This is a genomic window from Microvirga sp. BF8, assembly GCF_059888585.1.
The window spans coordinates 3149324-3166474 of sequence record NZ_CM187619.1 but is presented as its reverse complement, the minus strand read 5'-3'; the positions used below and the strand labels follow the sequence as shown (position 1 = coordinate 3166474).

15 protein-coding genes are annotated in these 17151 nt (G+C 67.3%); 3 read left to right on the top strand and 12 right to left on the bottom strand.

Annotation, left to right across the window (positions count from 1 at the left end):
- Positions 1-27: 27 nt before the first annotated feature.
- The 4 genes from mgrA to AC522E_RS15050 all read right to left on the bottom strand — a co-directional run bounded on the left by mgrA (position 28) and on the right by AC522E_RS15050 (position 5065).
- Complete coding sequence (gene mgrA, locus AC522E_RS15065) at positions 28-1077, bottom strand: L-glyceraldehyde 3-phosphate reductase (protein ID WP_500747073.1); 1050 nt, start codon at positions 1075-1077, stop codon at positions 28-30.
- A 69-nt stretch (positions 1078-1146) separates the two neighbouring features.
- Positions 1147-2187 carry a zinc-dependent alcohol dehydrogenase family protein gene (locus tag AC522E_RS15060; RefSeq protein WP_500747072.1) on the bottom strand — a complete coding sequence of 347 codons (1041 nt, stop codon included), beginning with the start codon at positions 2185-2187 and terminating at the stop codon, positions 1147-1149.
- A gap of 252 nt (positions 2188-2439) precedes the next feature.
- Positions 2440-2997 (bottom strand): 16S rRNA (guanine(966)-N(2))-methyltransferase RsmD, encoded by a 558-nt coding sequence (rsmD, locus tag AC522E_RS15055; RefSeq protein ID WP_500747071.1) that lies wholly within the window; start codon positions 2995-2997, stop codon positions 2440-2442.
- Between the two features lie 10 nt (positions 2998-3007).
- Positions 3008-5065, bottom strand: a complete 2058-nt coding sequence (locus AC522E_RS15050) for a pseudouridine synthase (RefSeq protein ID WP_500747070.1) — start codon at positions 5063-5065, stop codon at positions 3008-3010.
- A 40-nt stretch (positions 5066-5105) separates the two neighbouring features.
- Between AC522E_RS15050 and AC522E_RS15045 the strand changes: the two genes are divergently transcribed.
- Complete coding sequence (locus AC522E_RS15045; RefSeq protein ID WP_500747069.1) at positions 5106-5618, top strand: nucleoside deaminase; 513 nt, start codon at positions 5106-5108, stop codon at positions 5616-5618.
- Positions 5619-5798: 180 nt separating this feature from the next.
- Here AC522E_RS15045 and AC522E_RS15040 read toward each other — a convergent pair whose 3' ends face one another.
- The 3 genes from AC522E_RS15040 to AC522E_RS15030 all read right to left on the bottom strand — a co-directional run bounded on the left by AC522E_RS15040 (position 5799) and on the right by AC522E_RS15030 (position 10975).
- The gene (locus AC522E_RS15040; protein ID WP_500747068.1) at positions 5799-6707 is read right to left on the bottom strand and encodes an alpha/beta fold hydrolase; all 909 of its coding nucleotides are present in this window, start codon (positions 6705-6707) and stop codon (positions 5799-5801) included.
- A gap of 167 nt (positions 6708-6874) precedes the next feature.
- A complete protein-coding gene (purD, locus tag AC522E_RS15035) occupies positions 6875-8152 on the bottom strand; it encodes a phosphoribosylamine--glycine ligase (RefSeq protein ID WP_500747067.1) in 1278 nt (425 codons plus the stop codon).
- Positions 8153-8308: 156 nt separating this feature from the next.
- Positions 8309-10975, bottom strand: coding sequence for a calcium-binding protein (locus AC522E_RS15030; protein ID WP_500747066.1), 2667 nt, complete (start codon positions 10973-10975; stop codon positions 8309-8311).
- Between the two features lie 210 nt (positions 10976-11185).
- Here AC522E_RS15030 and xseA point away from each other — a divergent pair, with 210 nt between their 5' ends.
- Positions 11186-12754, top strand: a complete 1569-nt coding sequence (gene xseA / locus AC522E_RS15025; protein ID WP_500747065.1) for an exodeoxyribonuclease VII large subunit — start codon at positions 11186-11188, stop codon at positions 12752-12754.
- A 71-nt stretch (positions 12755-12825) separates the two neighbouring features.
- A complete protein-coding gene (locus AC522E_RS15020; RefSeq protein WP_500747064.1) occupies positions 12826-13041 on the top strand; it encodes a DUF2093 domain-containing protein in 216 nt (71 codons plus the stop codon).
- Here the strand turns inward: AC522E_RS15020 and lpxK are convergent.
- The 5 genes from lpxK to AC522E_RS14995 are packed head-to-tail and all read right to left on the bottom strand — an operon-like array spanning position 13016 to position 17149.
- Complete coding sequence (gene lpxK / locus AC522E_RS15015) at positions 13016-14050, bottom strand: tetraacyldisaccharide 4'-kinase (protein WP_500747063.1); 1035 nt, start codon at positions 14048-14050, stop codon at positions 13016-13018. The two genes, AC522E_RS15020 and lpxK, sit on opposite strands and share 26 nt — an antisense overlap.
- A complete protein-coding gene (locus tag AC522E_RS15010) occupies positions 14050-15339 on the bottom strand; it encodes a 3-deoxy-D-manno-octulosonic acid transferase (protein ID WP_500747062.1) in 1290 nt (429 codons plus the stop codon). The genes lpxK and AC522E_RS15010 overlap by 1 nt, the downstream gene beginning before the upstream one ends.
- Positions 15336-16085, bottom strand: a complete 750-nt coding sequence (locus AC522E_RS15005; RefSeq protein ID WP_500747061.1) for a lysophospholipid acyltransferase family protein — start codon at positions 16083-16085, stop codon at positions 15336-15338. The genes AC522E_RS15010 and AC522E_RS15005 overlap by 4 nt, the downstream gene beginning before the upstream one ends.
- 11 nt (positions 16086-16096) lie before the next feature.
- The gene (locus AC522E_RS15000; protein ID WP_500747060.1) at positions 16097-16330 is read right to left on the bottom strand and encodes a DUF4170 domain-containing protein; all 234 of its coding nucleotides are present in this window, start codon (positions 16328-16330) and stop codon (positions 16097-16099) included.
- Between the two features lie 60 nt (positions 16331-16390).
- Entirely contained in the window at positions 16391-17149 is a 759-nt protein-coding gene (locus AC522E_RS14995) for a 3'(2'),5'-bisphosphate nucleotidase CysQ (protein WP_500747059.1), read from the bottom strand.
- Between the last annotated feature and the right edge of the window lie 2 nt (positions 17150-17151).

Below are 17151 nucleotides of genomic sequence, written 5' to 3'. Positions count from 1 at the left end.
ACATTCCGGCATGCGGCCGGGGGCGGATCACTTCTGCCGCGAGGGGCCAGGACGCTCGGAGGAGGCAGCCCAGATGTTGACCCCGCCTTCGACCGCATAGCGGTCGATCTCGGCCAGTTCTTCGTTCGAGAAGGCGAGGGTCTTGAGCGCAGCCACGCAATCGACGATTTGCTCCGGCCGACTCGCGCCGATGAGGGCCGTGGTCACGCGCGGATCGCGCAGCACCCACGCAAGCGCCATCTGGGCCAGGCTTTGCCCCCGCCGCTCCGCGATGCGATTGAGCCCCTGGATGCGAGAGAGGTTGTCCTCGTTCAGGAAACTCTGGCGCAGGGATTTGCCGGCGGCGGCGCGGCTGTCCTGCGGAATGCCGCCGAGATACTTGCCCGTCAGCATGCCCTGGGCGAGGGGCGAGAACACGATGGTGCCCATGCCGGCCTCGTCGAGCACGTCAAGGAGTCCGTCCTCCTCGATCCACCGGTTGATCATCGAATAGCTCGGCTGGTGGATGATGCAGGGCGTTTTCAGGTCGCGCAGGATCGCCAGGGCTTCACGGGTGCGCTGCGCGTTGTAGGACGACAGGCCGACATAGAGCGCCTTGCCCTGCCGCACCGCCGTGTCGAGCGCCATCATGGTTTCTTCCAGCGGCGTGTCCGGATCGAAGCGGTGGGAATAGAAGATGTCGACATAGTCGAGCCCCAGGCGCTTCAGGCTCTGGTCGAGGCTCGAAAGCAGATACTTGCGGCTGCCCCATTCCCCGTAAGGCCCGGGCCACATGCGATAGCCGGCCTTGGTGGAGATCACCATCTCGTCGCGCAGGCCGCTGAAATCCGTGCGGAGGATGTCGCCGAACAACGTTTCCGCGGAGCCGGGGGGAGGGCCGTAATTGTTGGCCAGGTCGAAATGGGTGATGCCGAGATCGAAGGCCATGCGGCACATCTCGCGTGCCACCGCGACGGGCTTGTCCTCGCCGAAATTGTGCCACAGCCCGAGGGAGATCGCCGGCAGCTTCAGCCCGCTGCGGCCGCAGCGGTTGTAAAGCATGGAATCATAGCGGTTCTCAGCGGGCTGGTAGGCCATCGTCGTCTCCGATGTCATGGGTCGGGACGAGGCTCGCACATCGTGCCACCCTTGTCGACGGACGGCGCCTCAGAAACGGGTGACGACGCTGATTCCCGTGCCTTCGAACCGGTCCATGTTCATCAGTGCCTCGGGCGCCTCGTCAAGACTGATCCGCTTGCCGATCAGCCTTTCGGGCGCGAGCTTTCCCGTCTCGATCATCGCCATCATGGCGTCGTAGCGGAAAGCCTGCATGCCGTGGCTGCCGTAGATCTCCAGCTCGTGCGCGATGACCTTGTCCATCGGGATCGCGGGACGCGCATGGTCGCCGAGCATCAGGCCGATCTGCACGTGACGGCCGCGGCGGCGCAGGTTCGCGATGGAGTTGAAGCAGGTCGTCGGATTCCCCAGCGCGTCGATGGAGACATGGGCGCCGCCATCCGTGATCTCCTTGACCGCACGGACCACCTTCGGGGTCAGGGAGGCGTCGATCGTCGCCACGGCGCCGAGGGCCTTCGCGAGATCGAGCTTCTCCTGCGTGAGGTCGATGGCGATGACATTCGCACCCATCGCGGTGGCGATCATGATTGCCGACAATCCGACGCCGCCGCAGCCATGGACGGCGACCCATTCCCCTGGCTTCACTCGGCCCTGGTCGACGATGGCGCGGAACGACGTCACGAAGCGGCAGCCGAGGCTCGCCGCCGTCGCGAAGTCGAGCGATTCCGGCAGGGCGACGAGGTTGAGATCCGCATGGTCGAGAGCGACATATTCGGCGAACGAACCCCAGGCGGTGAACCCCGGCTGGAACTGATGTTCGCAGACCTGCTGGTTGCCCGAGTGACATTCGCGGCAATGGCCGCACCCGGCCACGAACGGCACGGTGACCCGGTCGCCCACCTTCCAGCGCGTGACCTGCTTGCCGGTGGCGAGAACGGTCCCCGCCAGCTCGTGCCCCGGCACATGCGGCAGCACGATATCGGGATCGTGGCCCATCCAGCCGTGCCAGTCGCTCCGGCACAATCCCGTCGCCTCGACCTTCACCACCACGCCCTCCGGCGTCGGCGTCGGATCAGGAACGTTCTGAATGCGCGGCGGCGCGGAGAACTGTTCGTAGACGACGGCTTTCATGGGCTGTCCCTTGTCGTTCGCTCAAGGCGAGGTTTAGCGCGCGGGTAACGGAGGGGCAAATACGATATGCAACCCGTCATTCCGGATTGCCGTCAGGCAAGTCCGGAACCCATAAACGCCAGCGGTGCAGGATAATGCGCAACGGCAACCATGGCCCTTCATTCTGAACTGTGAGTGGCTATGGGTTCCGGGCTCCGCCGACGCGGCCCCGGAATGACAGTGCGCCGTCCCTTTATGACGGCGGCAGCCGGGCTAGGGTCGGTACTGCCCGATCACCACCTTCGTCTCCCCATAGTCCCGCCGCTCGATCTCCTCGAAACCCTCCGGCAGGGTGACGCCGACATCCTGTGCTTCCTCCACCACCACGAGGGCGTCAGGCATGAGCCAGCCGCCTTCGGCGCAGGAGCGAAGGGCTTTCGGGGCGAGGTCCCGGCCATAGGGCGGGTCGCAGAAGATGACGGAGAAGGGAGCGTTGGGTGCGGCCGCGCCCATGCGGGTGGCATCGCGGCGGAAGAGTCGCGTGGCGCCGCCAGCGCCCACGGTCTCCACGTTCTCGCGGATCAGGCCGCGCGCCTGCGCGCCGTCGTCGACGAAGAGCGCGAAGGCGGCGCCGCGCGAGAGAGCCTCAAGCCCCATCGCGCCGGTGCCGGCAAAGAGGTCGAGCACGCGCGCGCCCTCGACCGGGTCGTCATAGGAATGCTGGAGGATGTTGAAGATCGTCTCGCGCAGCCGGTCCGAGGTCGGACGGATGCCGTCCGATTTCGGCCCTGCCAGCGAGCGGCCGCGCCAGCGCCCACCCACGATCCTCATGAATCAACCCTCACGGGCGGCGTCCCCGCGGTCCCCCCTTGGAACCGCCGCCAGACCTCGGGCCACTGCCGCGCGGGCCGCCGCTCTTGAAGCCGCCGCCTTTGGGGACACCCTTGAACCCACCGGGACGTCCCTTCGGTCCGCCACGCGGCGGGCCGTCGCCCCGGGGCGGGCCCCGGCGGGGGCGCTCGTCGTCGGCACGGGCGCGGAAGGGCTTGTCGCCTTCGTCGCGCCGCGGCTTGAACGGGCGCTCGGCGCCCTCGCCACGGGGTCGGAAGGGCTTGTCGCCTTCGCGGTCGCGGAACGGGCGATCCCCCTCCGGACGTGGTCGGCGCGGGCGTGCGCCCTCGTCGCTGCGGGCCCGGAATGGCCTGTCACCCGCCGGGCGGCGTGGACGGTCCTCGTCGTGACGGCGCGGCCGGGAGGAGCCTCCCTCGCGCTCGCTGCGCGGAGCCTCGTCCCGGTCATGGCGCCGGCGCGGACGGTCATCGGTGCCGGGAGCTGCGCGCCTGTCGCTGCGCGGAGGCGCTTCCTCGCGCGGTTCGCTCACCAGACGCTCCACCACCACCTTGCGGCCTTCGCCGGAGGAGATGGCACCGACGCGCTGGCGCGGTCGTTCGGCGCTGGCGGCGCGGGCCGCCTTGGGATCGGCGCCGCGCCGCGGCGCCTTGCGGTGCATGCCTTCTTCGGGCTCGTCGGCGCGCCAGATGCTCTTCTTCGGCTCCAGGCGCGATGGGCGCTTTCGCGGCTCCTCGTCGTCCCGGTCCCGGCGCGGGCTGTCGCCGCGGGCGCGGAAGGGGCGCTCATCCTCGCCGCTGCCGCGGCGCGGACGCTCTTCGTCGCGGTCGCGACCGAAGCGCGACGGGCGCTCGTCCCGCTGGTCATGGCGCTCGCCGCGCTCCTTCTTCGGCGAACCGAAGGGAGCGATGGGCTCGCGGACCGGACTCTCGAAATCGACGCCGGCCTCCGTGGCGAGGGCGGTGCCGAGCTGGTCCTTCAGGACCTTGGTGCGGACCTCCTCGACAAGACCGGATTCCAGGTCCCCGAGCTGGAAGGGGCCGAAGGAGAGGCGGATCAGCCGGTTCACCTGCAGCCCGAGATGCTCGAGGATGCGCTTGACCTCGCGGTTCTTGCCTTCGCGCAGGCCGAGGGTGATCCAGACATTGTCGCCCTGCACCCGGTCGAGGCGGGCCTCGACGGGGCCGTATTCCATGTCGTCGACGGTGACGCCGTCGCGGAGGCGGTCGAGATCCGCCTGGGTGACGTCCCCGTGGGCACGCACCTTGTAGCGGCGCAGCCAGCCCGTATCGGGATGGGCGATGACCTTGGCGAGGCCGCCGTCATTGGTCAGGAGCAGCAGCCCCTCGGTGTTGATGTCGAGCCGCCCGACGGCCACGACGCGCGGCAGGTCCTCCGGCAGGTTCTCGAACACGGTCGGGCGTCCCTCGGGGTCGCGGGCCGTCGTCACGAGGCCGCGCGGCTTGTGGTAGAGCCACAGGCGCGTCCGTTCCTTGGTCGGCAGAGGTTCGCCGTCGACGGTGATGCTGTCGGATGCGGTCACGTTCACGGCGGGCGACGTCAGCACCTCGCCGTTGAGGGTGACGCGGCCCTCCGCGATCATGGCCTCGGCGTCCCGGCGCGAGGCAACCCCGGCACGGGCGATCACCTTGGCGATCCGGTCCTCGACAGGCTCGGCAGCTTGGGCCTCGGGCAGGGCTTCCCGCGCGGGCTTTGCTCCGCGATCGGGAGCGGGACGGCGCGGGCGCTCGTCGCCGGCACGGCCACGGAAGGGGCGATCCCCTTCATCGCGCCGCGGGCGGAATGGCTTGTCGCTGTCCGCGCGCGGGCGGCGCGGCCGGTCGTCGCCCTCGCGGGGGCGGAAAGGCTTCTCCGGACCCTTGCGGGATTTCCAGGGAGCGTCGTCGCCGCGGTCGCGGAACGGGCGGTCGCCCTCCTTGCGGGGTTTGCCCTCTTGGCGGGATTTGAAGGGCCGGTCACCGGAAGTGCGGCCTCGATCGGAGCGCCCCGGCGGACGGCCCTTTCGACGATCATCGTTGCTGTCGGTCATGCGAGCCTGATAGCAGAGGAGAAGAAGAGAAGCGAGGACAATGGATAAACCCGGCACCGGCAAAAGCGATCCCGAAATCGCCCGTTTCGACCCGATGGGCGTGGCCTTCGCCGAGGCCCGCGCCGCCGCGGCGCGCGGCGAGGTGCCGGTGGGCGCTGCCATCGCGCAGGACGGCCGGGTCGTGGCGTCGGCCGGGAACGCCCCCCGCGCACTTCGCGATCCCTCCGCCCATGCGGAGATCCTCGCCATCCGCCGCGCTTGCGAAACGCTGGACGACGAGCGGCTGGCGGGCTGCGATCTCTACGTGACGCTCGAGCCCTGCACCATGTGCGCGGCGGCCATCTCGTTCGCCCGTATCCGCCGGGTCTACTTCGCGGCCTACGACCCGAAGGGCGGAGCGGTCGAGAACGGTGTCCGCTTCTTCCAGCAGCCCACCTGCCATCACGCGCCCGAGGTCTATGGCGGCATCCGGGAGGGAGAGGCGGCGGACCTGCTGCGGGAGTTCTTTGCAGCGAGGCGCGTCCCGTCCGCGCCACCAGGCGGAGAGGGGTGAAGCGCATCCCGTGTCATTCCGGGGCCGCGTCAGCGGAGCCCGGAACCCATAAATCCATCAGTTCGGGATAAAGAGCAGCGGTCGCCGTCGCTCTTCATCCCGACAGGCTGGCGGCGATGGGTTTCCCCCTTCGCCCGATCGGGTCGGGACATCTCTGGGTCCCGGAATGACGGGCATCTGTTACTTCCCGAGAAATTCCTGCAGCGCGACGAGCGTCGCGTCCGGCGTTTCCTCCGCCACGAAGTGCCCCGAGGAGACGCCGAGCCCGGTGATGCCGGGGGCGAAGGTTGAGCGCCAGATGTCGAGGGGATGCTGGGTTTCGCCGCTGGTGCCGCTCACCAGGTAGAAATCGCTCCAGATCAGCTGCACAGGGCATTGGATCGTCCGGCCCGCGGTGCGGTCGGCCTCGTCGGCCTCGATATCCCGCGTCGCCCCGGCTCGGTAATCCTCGCAGAAGGCGTGAATGCGCGAAGGCTCATTGAACCCGTCCCGGTAGGAGCGCATGGCGCGGGGATCGAAGGGGGAGAGATCGCCCGGGGCACCCCACAGCTTCATCAGGCCCTCGAAATAGGGAATCGGATCGCGGCCGATCTCCTCCTCGGGCTGCGGATAGGGACGGGACAGGAAGCCCCAATGGGCCTCCGGCACATGGCCTGCCTTCATTTGCGCCCAGACATAGGATGTCGGCAGGATGTCGAGAAGGGAGAGGCGCTCCACCCGGCCCGGGTGATCGAGGGCGAGGCGATAGGCGACCCGGGCGCCGCGGTCATGCCCGGCCAGCGCGAAGCGCACGGCGCCGAGGGCCTCCATGACGGCAACTACGTCACGGCCCATGGCGCGCTTGGAATAGGTCTCGTGGGAGGCGTCGCCCCTGGGTGCGGTGGACCAGCCATAGCCGCGCAGGTCCATGCACACGACCCGATGCGTCTCCGCCAGCGTCGGCGCGAGGCGATGCCACATCACATGCGTCTGCGGAAAGCCGTGCAGCAGCATGAGGGGAGGGCCGTCGCCCTTCGAGCGCGCGAAGATGCGCCCCGCCTCCGTGTCGATCCAGTGGGATTCGAAGCCTGGGAAAAGATCGTCGCTCATCGGGTCGCTCGCTTCAGGGCCGGTGCTCCACAACCTAGAGCACGATGCGCAAAAGGGGACCCGGCTTTCAGCAGCAAGCGAAACGCCAATATGGGGATTGAGCGTCGGGCGGGAGGACGGGCCCGCTTTCGCGGCAACGAAATGTGCCAGGAAAGCCTTCTGTTCCGTCAGCCCTGCTCGCGCTCCACTTCCCTCCAGCCGATGTCATGGCGGCAGAAGCCTCCCGGCCAGTCGATCCGGGAAACGGCTTCGTAGGCGCGCTTCTGCGCCTCGACAATGGTGTTCCCCAGGGCCGTGACGTTGAGGACGCGACCGCCATTGCTGACGAGACGTCCGCCGTCCTGCTTCGTGCCGGCATGAAAGACGATCACGTCGTCCAGGGCTTCGGCCGCGTCGATGCCACGGATCTCCGAACCCTTCTCGACCGTTCCGGGATAGCCTCTGGCGGCCATGACCACGGTCAGAGCCGCCTTGTCGAGCCATTGCAGGGAGATGCTGTCGAGGACGCCGTCGCAGGCGGCAACGAGGGCGGTCACGAGATCGGATTTCAGGCGCGGCAGGATCACCTGCGTTTCCGGGTCGCCCAGCCGCGCATTGTATTCGATGAGCTGAGGACCGTCCTTCGTGAGCATCAGGCCGGCATAGAGGATGCCCTTATAGGGCGCGCCCCGCGCATGCATGCCGGCGAGAGTCGGCGCGATGATCTCGCGCATGACACGGGCCTGGATCTCCGCCGTGACCACGGTGGCGGGGGAGTAGGCGCCCATTCCGCCCGTGTTCGGCCCCTGATCGCCGTCATGGGCGCGCTTGTGGTCCTGCGCCGTCCCGAAGGGGATCGCCGTCCCGCCGTCGCACAGGGCGAAGAAGCTCGCCTCCTCGCCTTCGAGAAACGCCTCGATCACCACCTCGGCCCCGGCCTCGCCGAAGCCGCCGCCGATCATCATGTCGACCGCTGCCTCCGCTTCCTCGAAGGACGCGGCGACCACGACGCCCTTGCCCGCCGCGAGGCCATCGGCCTTGACGACGATCGGCACGCCGTAGTTCCGGATATAGGCCTTGGCCGCCTCCGCGTCCGTGAAGCGGCGATAGGCGGCCGTGGGGATGCCGAACTCCGCGCAGAGATCCTTCGTGAAGGCCTTCGAGCCTTCGAGTTGGGCAGCCACACGGCTCGGGCCGAACGTCTTGATCCCTGCGGCCGTCAGGTCGTCCACGAGTCCGGCCACGAGGGGGGCTTCGGGACCCACCATGACGAAATCGATTTTCTCGGTGCGACAGAGTTCGACCAGGGCAACGTGATCGGTGATATCGACGGCCACATTGGTGCCGTGCTGCGCCGTGCCCGGATTGCCGGGAGCGATGAACAACCGGTCGCAGAGCGGACTTGCCGAGATGCTCCAGGCCAATGCGTGCTCGCGTCCACCGGACCCAATGAGAAGGATGTTCATGCCTGCCGCCCTTTCATGACAGGCTGCTCTTAGCCGGACGGGAGGTCCCCTTCAACCCAAAGCCCTATGAGCCCCTCAATCCGGGAGGCGGGATGACTGGGGCATCCCGCCTCGTTGCTCGAGTTAGGAAAGACAGTTCGATGCGTGCTTTCGGCTTCAGATGACCATGAAGTCGAGAGAGGTCATCTTGAGGCCTTTCTTGAGGGTGGCGATCGCGACGGCCGCCGTGGCGCCGGAGCCATCGGCGTCGTAGTACAAGACCCCCTTCTTGTTGTCGTAGATCAGGTAATCGTTCTTGTCCTTGGCATGGTCGCCGAGGGTGAAGAACTTGGCATTGAGCTTGCCGGGCTTGAGTTCCGTGCCCTTGCCGAGCTTCTTGAACACGGCATTGTCGAGCCAGATCGTGTCGTCCCGCACCGAAAAGTCGGCGATCTTGTCGAGGTTGGTCTTCTTGTTCGCCCGGGTGTCGAACACGAACACGTCCTTGCCGGCGCCGCCGGTGAGAACATCCTTGCCGATGCCGCCCCAGAGCCGGTCGTTGCCGGCATCGCCGCTCAGAGTGTCATTGCCCGCCTGTCCCAGCAGAACATCGTTGCCGCCGCGCCCGGCAGCCACGTTGGCGGCGGCGGTGCCGGTGATGGTGTTGGCATGGTCGCTGCCGGTCAGTCTCAGCGCGCCCGAGCCGAGTCCGGTGAGGAACTCGATCTCGGCATCGGCGGCCAGAACATAGCTCATGGAGACCTGCACGGCGTCCACGCCATTCCCAGCAGTCTCGATCACCACATCGCCGGTGTTGTCGACCATGAACACGTCGCTGCCGGTGCCGCCCTCCATCGTGTCCGCGCCGGCGCCCCCGTCGAGGATGTTGAAGTTGGTATTGCCGATCAGGTGATCGTTGCCGGACCCGCCGGTGGCGCGCGCCGCCGCCGTGCCGTCGGCAAGCTTGAGGATCTCGACATTGGCGAGACGATCCATGCGGAAGTCCAGGGAGACGATCGCCGTATCGGTGCCGCCATCGGCGGCTTCGATCACGACGTCGTCGGCGCTGTCGATGACGTAGGTGTCATTGTCTGATCCGCCCCCCATCCGGTCGGCGCCCGCGCCGCCGTCAAGGGTATCGGCGCCAGCCTCACCGAACAGGCGATCTCCGCCGCCCTTGCCGATCAGCCTGTCGCGACCGTCTTCACCATGCAGCTCGGCGCCGAGACCGTTCCCGCGGTCGATGCTCGTGAGCGTGTCGTCGGCGTTCGTGCCCTGAACCACCTCGACATTGCTCAGCACGTCCCCGGCAGCTGCGCCGTCGTTCTTCGTGTTGTCCGAAAGATCGACAATAACACCGCCAGCGGCCGGCATGCTCAGATAGGACACGATATCCCAATCGCCGCCGCCATCGATGGTGTCGGCGCCTGCTCCGCCATCGAACCAATCCTGCCCATCGCCGCCGTCAAGCCTGTCGCGTCCGTCGCCGCCCCGCAACCTGTCGTCGCCCTTGTCGCCGAACAGAACGTCGCCGCCTGCCTTGCCAATGATCACGTCATCGCCGTTCTCGCCATGAATCTCGCATCCGTTGGCCCCATCATTGAAGCCGCTGATGGTATCGTCGGCGTTCGTGCCCTGTACGACTTCAACGTTGAACAGGGCGTCGCCGAGAGCTGCACCGCTGTTCTCGTTCGTGACGAGATCGATGACGACGCCTCCATTGCTGGCCGGAGTGTTCAGATAAGACACGACATCCCACCCGTCCCCTCCGTCCATCCTGTCGGCACCGGGGCCGCCGTCGATCCAGTCGTTATGCATCCCGCCGTCGAGCGTATCGTCGCCGATCCCGCCGGACAGCGCATCTGCTCCCTCGCCGCCAACAAGGGAATCCGAGCCGCCCATGCCGCGCAGGTCGTTGCCGTCATCATTACCGACAAGGACGTCGCCGAAACTGGATCCCCAGACCGAGACGATGGCGATGAAGTGATCTCCCAAAGCGTCACCGGTGCTCAACTCCTCGTGCGAGAGATTGACGGTCACGCTGCTTGCTGCATTCTTGTAGTCGGCTGTGCTCATGCCATTGCTGCCATCGAGCGTGTCGCCGCCGGCTCCACCCGCGAGCAGGTTCGTCCCTCCTCCACCAACGAGCAGGTCGTCGCCCGTTCCACCGCTGAAGGCGTCGTCGGCTGCGCTGCCCCAGGCGGTGTCACTCCCGCCGCCGAGGTCCACGACACCGATGGCGCGTCCTCCGCCGCTTCCGTCGTAGATGTCGTTACCGGCGCCGAGCACGACTGCAGCGCCATTGGCGTTGTTGCTCTTCAGAATGCCGTTATTGATGATCGCGGCATTCGTCGCAGTACCCTCGCTATAGATGGCTGCCTTGTCGCCGATAATGGTTCCGCTGTTCTCGACTTTGAGGAATGTGCTGCCCGGCCTTGCATTGAAATAGATGCCATAGCTTGAGCCATGAACGGTTCCATCGTTCACGACTTCCAAGTCCTTGGCTCCATTGATGGCATACCGAGACCCTTCGATAGAGCCGTGATTGGTCACCTTGGTCTGATTGGCCGAGAAGAAGCCGTCCTGTCCTGAGAGGCGTCCCGTTTCACCGACGGTCAATTGTCCCAGGAACAGAAAGACACCTGTGTTGCTGGCACTCGAAACGTAGCCATCGATCGTCACCTCGGAATCGAAGCCGGGATACAAAATGCTGATCGCGTCGTCGGAGGTTGATGAGATCCTGCCCGTCTGAGTCACAGTGACGTGAACATTACTGTGCGTCTGAGGTGTGAAGTCTTGGCCGGTTGAGCGCTGGTCGTCGACCGTGATGTATGTACTCGCCATAGGAAATTCCCCTTGCTTGACGGAAAACCGAAATCGAAACGTTATTTTGTACATATTGTTCCACTTCCAGCCCATGGGAATGTCCCGTAACGTCCGTTACGTGCGAAACCGCACCTGGCCCGGTCATGCCAGGCCCTGCGACCCGAAGGCTGTGAGCAGAGGCTGTCCGGCCCTTGGCAGATTCGCCGGGAGGGGATTAGGGTCTCCCGCATGATCGCCGACAAAGCTCCCTCGAATGCGCCCGAATGGTCCGTCTCCGACCTTGCCGGCGCCCTCAAGCGCACCCTCGAGGAGGCGTTCGGCTACGTGCGCCTGCGTGGGGAGATCTCCGGCTTCCGCGGGCAGCACTCGTCCGGCCACGCCTATTTCTGCATCAAGGACCAGAATGCCCGCATCGATGCGGTGATCTGGAAGGGCACGTTCTCGCGCTTGAAGATCAGGCCGGAGGAGGGGCTCGAGGTCATCGCCACCGGGCGCATCACGACCTTTCCGGGCAAGTCCACGTATCAGATCGTCGTCGATTCCCTCGAACCGGCGGGGATCGGCGCCCTCATGGCGCTGCTCGAGGAGCGCCGTCGCAAGCTGGCGGCGGAAGGCCTGTTCGCGGACGAGCGCAAGCGGCGACTTCCCTACCTCCCGCAGGTGGTCGGCGTCGTCACGTCCCCCACCGGCGCGGTGATCCGCGATATCCTCCACCGACTGGAGGATCGGTTCCCCCGCCACGTCCTGGTCTGGCCGGTGCGCGTGCAGGGCGAGACCTGCGCGGCCGAGGTGGCGGCCGCCATCCGCGGCTTCAATGCCCTCGACCCGCGGGGCAGGATCCCGCGGCCCGACGTGCTTATCGTCGCCCGGGGCGGCGGCTCCATCGAGGATCTCTGGGGCTTCAACGAGGAAATCGTGGTCCGCGCGGCCGCGGAAAGTGCCATTCCGCTGGTCTCGGCGGTCGGCCATGAAACGGACTGGACCCTGATCGACCACGTGGCCGACAGGCGCGCTCCGACCCCGACAGGGGCGGCCGAGATGGTGGTGCCCGTCCGGGTCGAGCTGATGGCCGGGGTCAACGACCTTGCCCGGCGACACATGGAATCGGTGCTCCGCATCGTCGAGCGACGGCGCTCGGACCTGCGCGCCACGGCGCGGGCCCTTCCGGCGCCGGATGCGCTCTTCGCGCCGAAGCGCCAGCGTCTCGATCTCGCCCTTGCAAAGCTTCTTCCCGCCCTCTCGCGCAACAACCGCAACCATGAGGCCCGGGTTCTCGATCTGTCGCGGCGGCTGGCCCGGGTTTCCCCCGCCGCCCGGGTGGCGGCCATGCGGGCCCGGCTCGATGCCGTGGGGCAACGCCCCCATCTCGCCGCAAGCCGCTCGCTTCTTCAGCGCAGCGAGGCCTTGAAGCAGGCCGGGCAGCGTCTCGTGGTCGCGAGACAGACCCTGCTGCGCGCCGAGCGCATACGCCTCGCCCAGTCCGCGGACCTGATCCGGCGGGTTTCCGAGCGGTTGCGCCCGGCCCTGGCGGGACAGATGGACCGCAAGGCTGACCGGCTGGGCGCCCTCAGCCAGCTTTTCGACAGCCTGAATTACAAGTCCGTCCTGTCGCGTGGCTTCGCCCTCGTGCGCGACGCCGGGGGGCAGCCCCTCCGCTCCGCAGAGGAGGTGGCGGACGGTCAGGCGCTGGTGCTGGAATTCGCGGACGGAACCGCCCAGGCGACGGGCGGGCGCGGCCTCAGGCCAAAGCTGCACAAGCCGAAGACGGTCGCGGAGGAGCAGGGCGCCCTGTTCTGATCCGGCATTGAAAATCGGGTCCCGGTGATCTTATGTGAATCCGTTGAACAAGACGGCGTGAAGTCAAACCCATGAACAGATTCGAGCCGACCGGCGGCGAGGCCATCGTGCAATATCTCGACAGCGATCTGCGGATCCTGAAGCCGGGAGCCTTCGTGCGCTGCGCGGTGACCGGAAAGCAGATCCCGCTCGACGAGTTGAAATATTGGAGCGTCGCGCGCCAGGAGGCCTATTCGTCTCCCGAGGCCGTCATGGCCAGGGTCACGGGGACGGTGCCTGCGCCCTAGGGACGTCAGTCCGCCGGTCGCCGACGCGGCGCAGGATGAACTGGCGAAAAGCTGCGGCTTCCGTGAGGCGGAGTCGGACCGGCAGAACCATCAGGCCGGGCCAGGGTGGCAGACCGGATGCGCCCGACATCCGTGCCATGTCCTTCTCCGTCGTCACCGGCTGAAGCCCGTGCCGTTCCGCTTTGCTCCTCAAGGCCTCGATATCCTCGGCCCGAAAGGCATGGTGATCAGGAAAACCCACGGCGTGCTCAACGGTCAGGCCGCTCCCCCGCAGGGTCGAGAAGAACTTCTCCGGCCGGCCGATGCCCGCAAAGGCCAGAAGGCGCTTGCCGCGCAGGCGATCGACGACGGCCTCGTCCGGTTCCAGGTGGGCCGTGAACACGGGCTTGCCGTGCCGTTTGGCATCCTTGGCGACCGCAAGGCCCGGATCGCCGTCGCCGATCACCAGAACCGCGTCGACGGCGGGCCACTGCACCTCCATGGCGGCCCGCAGGGGTCCGGCGGGCAGGACAAGGCCGTTGCCGATCCCGGCCGCTCCGTCGACCACGGCGATCGAGCAATCCTTCGCCAGCGACGGGTTCTGCAAACCGTCATCCATGACGACGGCGGTTGCGCCGATCGCGCCCGCGAGCCGGGCACCCGCCGGACGCCGGCGCGAGATGATGGCGGGCGCCAGGCCGGCCAACAGGATCGGCTCGTCCCCGACGTCGGAAGCAGTATGGTGGCGCTCGACCTGAACCGGGCCGGCAAGGCGTCCTCCATAGCCGCGGGAGAGAAAGGCCGGACTTTCGCCCGCAGCGGCAAGAATCTCGGCGACGGCGAGGGCGGTGGGCGTTTTGCCGGCCCCGCCGGCGGTGAAATTGCCGATGCAGACGATCGGGAGATCGACCCTGACTCCCTTCCGCCGCATCCGCCGGGCGGCGATGCTCCCATAGACGGCGCCGATGGGAGTGAGCAGTCGCGCCAGTGGGGACGGGGGCCTCTGTTCCCAGAACCCGGGGGCGCGCATCAGCGCCGTGCCCCGAGCTTCGCCTGCACGATGAACGGCTCGATGGACTGGATCGTGCGGTCCACAGCGCCGCCGAGCGCCTGCACGGCATCGCCCGCGGCCCTTGCCATGGACCGGGTCAGCGCAGCGTTGCTCAGCAATTCGCTGACCGCCCGGGCAAGGCCGGCATTGTCCTTCACCAGGAGCGCGCCGCGGGCCTTGTCGATGGCAGCGTAGATTTCCGCCGCATTGTGGATATGCGGTCCATGGAGGATCGCGGCGCCGAGCTTTGCGGGCTCGATGGGATTGTGCCCGCCGACAGGGACAAGAGTTCCGCCCATCAGGACCACTGGCGAGAGCCGATAGAACAACCCCATCTCGCCGATCGTGTCGACCACGTAGACATCCGTTGCCCGGTCCGGCGGCATGCCCTGCGAGCGCCGTCCCGCCCGCAGCCCTGCCTGCTCGACAAGGGCCGCGACGTCCGAGCCCCGCTGCGGATGCCGGGGAGCGATGAGAGTGAGAAGGTTCGGGTGGCGCTGGACCAGGGCACGATGCACCGCGAGGGCGATGGTTTCCTCTCCGGGATGGCTGCTGGCGACGAACCAGACCGGGCGGCCGGCGATCAGGCCCGACAGATGGGCCACGGCGCGGGGATCCGCCGGCGGGGGCGGCGCATCGAACTTGAGATTGCCGGTCACCAGGACGCGCGGCGCACCGAGCCGGGCCAGGCGCTCGGCATCCTCGGTCGTCTGGGTCAGGCACAGGGAGAAGCGGTCAAGCAGGGCCTTGATGATGCGGGGAAGCTTCTGCCAGCGCAGGTAAGAGCGATCCGACATCCGGCCGTTGACCATGACCAGGGGAATCTGGCGCTTGTCGAGGGCAAGAACCGTGTTCGGCCAGATCTCGGATTCCGCCACGAGGGCCAGGTCCGGCCGCCAATGCTTGAGGAAGCGCCGGATATAGCGCGGCACGTCGAGAGGCACATATTGATGCACCGCGCCGGGCGGGAGCCGCCGGGCAATGAGGGCCGCCGAGGTGCGGGTGCCCGAGGTGACCAGGACCGAGAGTCCGCGCTGCGTCAGCCGCTCCACCACCGGCATCAGGGACAGGGTCTCGCCGTTGCTGGCGCCATGGACCCAGACCAAGTGGCCCTTGGGGCGGGGGCGGCTGGGATAGCCCTGCCGCTCGCCGAGGCGGGTCTTGTCCTCCCGGCCCTTGCGCTGCCGCCAGTAGAGGAGCCCGATCACCGCAGGTTCCAGCACGGCCGTGACCGTGTGATAGGTCCTGATCAGAAGTGGCGTCCTCATGGAGGGGTGCCTTCCACGAGGGCGGATGCGCCAAGCTTCCGACGGGCGCCCGGGTCCCTCGAGCCGACCAGGGCATAGGCACGGGCATGGACGGCGTCGAGTTCGCGCTCGACGGCCTGGCGGGCTGCCTCGAGGGCATCCGCATCCGCGTCCCGGGGCACGGCGATCGGCTCACCGAGAACCATCGCGCCGCGCCCGAAGGGCAGGCCGAGGCTCGCGCGGTCCCAGCTGTCGAAATCGATCCGGCGGCTCGTCACCACCGCGACAGGCACGATGGGCCGGCCCGACAACTGGGCCAGGGTGACGATGCCCTCGCCGCAGATCCGCGAGATTTTCGGGATGTCGGCCGTCATGACCACCATCTCGCCATCGCCGAGGGCGCGGAGCATGCCGCGCATGGCGGAGATGCCGCCCTTCTTGCGGACGTCGCGACCGCGGGCGCCCGATCCGCGGATGGCGCGGATTCCGAGGTGACGGAGGGCAATGGCGTTGAACTCTCCGTCTCCCGAGCGGGAGACGAGGCTCGCTGCCCTGTCCTGCGGGCGCTTGGCGAAATGAATCATGAAATGCTGCCCATGCCACATGGCGGCGATCACGGGCATCGCCGGGCCGATCCGGTCATACGCATCCGCCGGCTCCATGACGAACCGGTTGGTCCGCTGCACGAGCCTCAAGTAGCTCGCCACCAGGAATCCGAGGGTTTCCTGGACCGCGCGGGAGCGGGTGATGCGCTTGACCAGACTCATCGCAGCTCGGATCAGGCCTGATCGGGCTCGAGCAGACGGTGAAGGTGGACGACGAAATAACGCATATGCGCATTGTCGACGCTCGCCTGCGCCTTGGCCTTCCAGGCCGCATGGGCGCTGGCATAGTTCGGGTAGATTCCGACGATGTCGAGCTTGGACAGGTCCTTGAAGGCTGTGGAGTCTAGACTGTCGAGCTCGCCTCCAAACACGAGGTGAAGGAGCTGCTTGCCAGGCTTGTCGGTCATGGTGCTGAGATCTCTTTGCGGAACGTGAAGCGGGCTTGTTGCTATGGGAAATCCTGATTCTCAAGTCCTCATGGCCCCAACGGCCTTCGGATGCAACCATGACGCAGCGGCAACCATCTCGCCGTGGCACGGATCGGGTCGGTTGTAGGGAGGCGGATTCCCTCTCAAATCGGTCAGTTTGCCGCCCGCCTCGTGGAGGATCAGGTCCGCCGCGGCGATGTCCCAGTCGGCGGAATTCGAGGAGACGAGGCCGACATCGACAGTTCCCTCGGCCACCCGGACCATCCGAAGGGCCAGGGACGGGATCTTGGGCAGGCGCTCGACATGGCCCAGGCGGCGCTCGGCGCGGTCGATCAGCGGCTTCGGACCGGCGACCCGCAGGGGCTCCCCGGATGGGCCCGACGGGAGGGTCATGCGGACGCCGTTGCAGAAGGCGCCCTGCGACAGATGGGCCTCGTAGAGCCGGTCGTGCACCGGGGCATGGACCACGCCAAGGACGGGACGGCCGTCCACCACAAGGGCGATGGAAATCGACCAGTCCGGATGTCCGGTGGCGAAGGCGCGGGTGCCGTCGATGGGGTCAACGATCCAGACGGACGACTGCTCGAGCCGGGATGGATTATCCGCCGTCTCCTCCGAGAGCCACCCGGCCCCGGGCAGAAGGCGCGTCAGCCGGTCCTTGAGGAAGGTATCGAGGGTGATGTCCGCTTCCGTCACCGGCGAGCTGCGCTCCTTATACCAGAGCCGCGCCGCGGTTTCGGCGCCCTCCCGGAAGAAGGGAAGGGCGAGCAAGCCGGCCTCGCGGGCTGCATCGCGCATGG